The 3,776-nt window shown below is 45.0% G+C and carries 2 protein-coding genes; one reads left to right on the forward strand and one right to left on the reverse strand.

Features of this window, described 5'->3' with window-relative positions:
- Nucleotides 1-273: 273 nt before the first annotated feature.
- Nucleotides 274-1,920, reverse strand: a complete 1,647-nt coding sequence (locus ACESLU_RS12780; RefSeq protein WP_372639025.1) for an acetolactate synthase large subunit — start codon at nucleotides 1,918-1,920, stop codon at nucleotides 274-276.
- 726 nt (nucleotides 1,921-2,646) lie between these two features.
- Here ACESLU_RS12780 and ACESLU_RS12785 point away from each other — a divergent pair.
- Entirely contained in the window at nucleotides 2,647-3,582 is a 936-nt protein-coding gene (locus tag ACESLU_RS12785; RefSeq protein ID WP_372639026.1) for a helix-turn-helix domain-containing protein, read from the forward strand.
- The last annotated feature ends 194 nt before the right edge of the window (nucleotides 3,583-3,776 follow it).

Raw genomic sequence — 3,776 nt, forward strand, 5'->3', positions numbered from 1 at the left:
CCATTAGATTATGACTATAAACACAAAAAGACACTTCGTTATGTCGAATGCTGAATCGAAAAGCCGAATGGGGCACTCAATCAGAATAAAGGAGAACACCCGTTTCAATTATGCATATACGCACCCTCAGAAGAACTGCAATTCTTTATAGAACCCATCTGGATTGTGGAATAGGATCCTGAATGCCAATCATACAAACAGAAAATACCGGCTGATCCCTCTGTTCAACTGGTCTTTGAACATAATAATACGTGGATTTGGGGTTTGGAGGCCTTAGTGGCTCTTCCACCAGTTTTTAAGTTTCTCGGTTAATTCATTGTTAACATGGGTGGATATGGGGACCTCGATCAGGCACAATTCCTTATGTTCTACAGCCTGTTTCAGCGTTGATCGCAGCTCGCTCAGATTTGCGGGTTTGTAACCCTGAATGCCAAATGATTTCGCATATTTCTCAAAATCAGGGTTCTGTATGCCTGTGCTGACCGATCGCTGCCGGTGCTGGAACTGTTTCCAGCTAATCAGGCCGTAATCGTTATCGTTAAAGACAATATTGATATAACCGACCCCAAGCCGTTTGGCCGTCTCAAGCTCCTGGCTGTTCATCATAAAGCCTCCGTCGCCCATAACCGATACAATTTGCCTGCTCTTATTGAGCAAACCGGCGGCGATACCGCCCGGCAGTGCAATGCCCATACTGGCAAGACCATTGCTGATAATGCATCCGTTTGGGCAATAGGTCGGATAATTCCGAGCCACCCACATCTTGTGGGTCCCCACATCACTGATCAGAAGAGCACCGTCATTAAGATTATCTCTCAACTCGAGCAGAACGCCGGGTACGGTGAACGGTTCCCCCTCCTGCAGTCGGTAACTGTGAATATCCTCCTTGATTCGTTTTCGAAACGGTTCGTACCAGTTGGTAAATTCAAGATCTGAGTCATTTAACTGCTCGTTCAGCTCCCACAGGGCACCGGAGATATCACCGGTTACTTCAACCTTTGGGTTGTAATGCGTATAGACTTCAGCCGGATCGAAATCGATGTGTATGATTGATTTGTCGCCGCCGGGATTCCATTCTTGCGGCGGATATTCGGCAATATCATAGCCGATGGCAAGTACAAGATCAGCCTGCTCAACGGCTTTGATCACATAATCTTTAAAACCCAGACCGATACTGAACAGGGATTGACCGAGCCGGTCGGATACCGCTCCTTTTCCCATAAAGGTGGAAACGACCGGGATATTATGACGGATCGCAAATTCGGTCAAATGCTTGCTGGCCAGTTTTCGAATGGCCCCGTTACCGGCCAATACCAGGGGTTTCCGGGCTTCCTGTAGCAGCTTGAGTGTGTTACGAATGGCCTTGTAATCGGAACCGGGCCTGCGAGATACTCCCGGCTTAATGGGTATGAAGTCCGAGGATATTTCCTGACCGGCAACATCCTCGGACAGTTCAATATGGGTAGCCCCGGGTTTTTCCATCCCGGCAATTTTAAAGGCTTTCCGTACCACTTCGGCGACCACCTTGGGGGAAGGGATGTTCCCGTTCCACTTGGTAATGGGCCGGAACATGTTCACCACATCAACCATCTGGTGGCTTTCGTTGTGCAGACGGTCGAGTCCTCCCTGGGCTGTGATGGCAACCAGCGGGGCCTTGTCGAGGTTGGCATCGGCCACGCCGGTGATCAGGTTTGTCGCCCCCGGTCCCAGAGTGGAAAGACATACGCCCGCTTCTCCGGTCAGCCGTCCCCACACATTCGCAATAAAAGCGGCCCCCTGTTCGTGGCGGCACGGTACAAATTCGATGGAAGAAGAATCCAACGCAAAGAGTAACGCCTCGTTTTCTTCGCCCGGGACCCCGAAGATATGAGTAACCCCTTCTGTTTCAAGACATTTGACAAAAAATTCAGCTACGATCATTCATTCAGGACCATGGAGATTATGGATTCAAGGCTCCGATTCTTTCCGGGCACAGAGAACTTTAATATGACGAAGAGAACTTTGCAAAACCGTTCTTTTGTCCAATGCCGTCGTTATCGGCCGGTTGAAATCCTCACCACATGGGCTTAATGTTAAGACTCCAACCTACCTCTGGCCTGAGCCTTTCCCGATGATTCGGGACCGGTTTTTCAACGTCCTCTTGAAGTTACCTAATTTCAACAATGATTTTTAACAGAACGTTTACAATGCTTCTCGATGATTTCACAGGGTACCTGGCTTCCGGACGCGACGGGTAAGTCGGCGATGAACCGACCAGTACTCTAAAAATTCACGGGAGTAATTATGGAGAATGCGCGTTCAGTCCTTTCCATCATATCTGACCCTTTTACAAAATTAGGATTAATGTCCCTATTACTTATTTTAACTGGTTGGACGGTTAATTTCCAAATCCTTCCTTATCCAAAAGACTTGTACCTATTGTTTTGGTAGACGCTGTCAGGAGTTAATCCCGTTACACGCTCTCAGGTCAGTTAACCACACAACACGTTGTTTTAATATAAAAGGCATAATTGACAACCTTATTTCACAGGTATTCAGGGTTAATACCAGTGGATTGACGCACCATCTAAAATGTAAGTAGTAAACTTACCTATATATTTATATCTTTTTGCACATATTCAGATTTCTAACCGGATTCCAGATTATATGGAAAAGACAGATTACCGGATACTCGGTTTAAAAAAGGTGTTTTCTGAAAAGGATCTGGCTAATATTGATGACAGCCAGGTCTATGTTATTTCCATATTAAGCTATTTTGCCACTTCATTATTTGACAAGACCAAAAAAGAGGATGTATTGTGGGATATTACGGAAAACTGCATTTCCCAGCTGGATTTGGAAGATTGTGTGATTTATTTACTGGACCGGGATAAAGAGCTGCTGATTCAAAAAGCGGCTTATGGGAATAAAGACAGGGGGGAAAGAAAAATATTAAACCCTATCACGATACCGCTCGGTAAAGGGATTGTAGGCCATGTGGCGGCCTCGGGCGAGCCGGAAATCATACCCGATGTAACACAGGATCCTCGTTATATTCTGGATGATGTGCAAAGAGGTTCGGAAGTAACCGTTCCCCTGCTAATTGATAATGAAGTCATTGGAGTTATCGACTCCGAGCATTCAGAAAAAGCGTTCTATACCATCAATCACTTGTTTCTCTTTGAGTTGATAGCTCAGCTTACCGTAAAGAAACTGGCTCATATAATCCAAAACAAGAAGGACAGTTTTACCAATGACAATGCCTACTACAAGCAGTTTCGTTATCTTGTAGAAAAGGAAAAGATATATATGGACGAAAATCTGAGCCTTTCTTCCGTTGCCGAACAGCTGAACATCAGCACCAACTACCTTTCTCAATTGATCAATAGTCTGAGCGGCTGCAGTTTCCCCGACTTTATAAACCGCTACCGGGTGGAAGAAGCAAAAAGCTGTTTGGTCCATCCGGATTTTACCAACTATACCATCACGGCAATAGGGTTGGAATCGGGGTTTAACTCAAAGTCGGCTTTTTATTCCGCTTTCAAAAAGTACACCGATATAACCCCGACCGAATACAGGGAAAAGCACAAGAATATATCCTGATTCATTGACTTTAAAATAATCAGGACATTCTCATTTCTCCTATTTTCTATCTTTTTACAAAATACTATTCCTAGATTGAATTATATCAATGAGAGAGAGTTCCCCCAATATCGCTTTTAGGATATATAGACTGCTACCGGTTTTAAGCCGGTAGCTTTAGGGGGAACTGTTTTTTTATTTTCGTCCTTTTATTA

The organism is Fodinibius sp., assembly GCF_041642155.1.
In the GTDB taxonomy this organism is placed as follows: Bacteria; Bacteroidota; Rhodothermia; order Balneolales; family Balneolaceae; genus Fodinibius.

Bases quoted from the DNA above. Each gene is read 5' to 3' on its own strand.
- ACESLU_RS12780 (WP_372639025.1), bottom strand. From the start codon at position 1,920: ATGATCGTAGCTGAATTTTTTGTCAAATGTCTTGAAACAGAAGGGGTT.
- ACESLU_RS12785 (WP_372639026.1), top strand. From the start codon at position 2,647: ATGGAAAAGACAGATTACCGGATACTCGGTTTAAAAAAGGTGTTTTCT.